Genomic DNA, 382 nt, shown 5'->3' on the forward strand with positions numbered 1-382 from the left:
TATTTTGGAGGGGAGCAATATTCATGTCTTGCCTTCCCTGCCCTACTCGGCTCAGGATTTCTATACCAGCATAGACGTTTTAGCTGAACTAGACAATGGGACACAGGTTATCATTGAGATTCAGGTGCATCATCAGAATTTTTTCGTCAATCGCCTGTGGGCTTACCTGTGTAGTCAGGTCAATCAAAATCTCGAAAAAATTCGCCAACAAGAAGGAAACACTCACCAAAGTTATAAACACATCGCACCAGTATACGCTATTGCTATCGTGGACAGTAATTATTTTCAAGATGATTTAGCCTTTCACAGTTTTAGTATGCGAGAGGACACGACAGGTGAGGTCTTAACCATCACAAACAACGGACAAGAAAACCATCTAGTC

1 protein-coding gene is annotated in these 382 nt (G+C 41.9%); it reads left to right on the forward strand.

The window, feature by feature from the left end; translation table 11 throughout:
• Nucleotides 1-382, forward strand: a 382-nt coding sequence (locus WKI42_RS10710) for a PD-(D/E)XK nuclease family transposase (protein ID WP_368081913.1), incomplete at both ends; no start/stop codon positions are given.

It is taken from the genome of Streptococcus pseudopneumoniae, from assembly GCF_038148935.1.
Classification (GTDB): Bacteria; Bacillota; Bacilli; order Lactobacillales; family Streptococcaceae; genus Streptococcus; species Streptococcus pseudopneumoniae_U.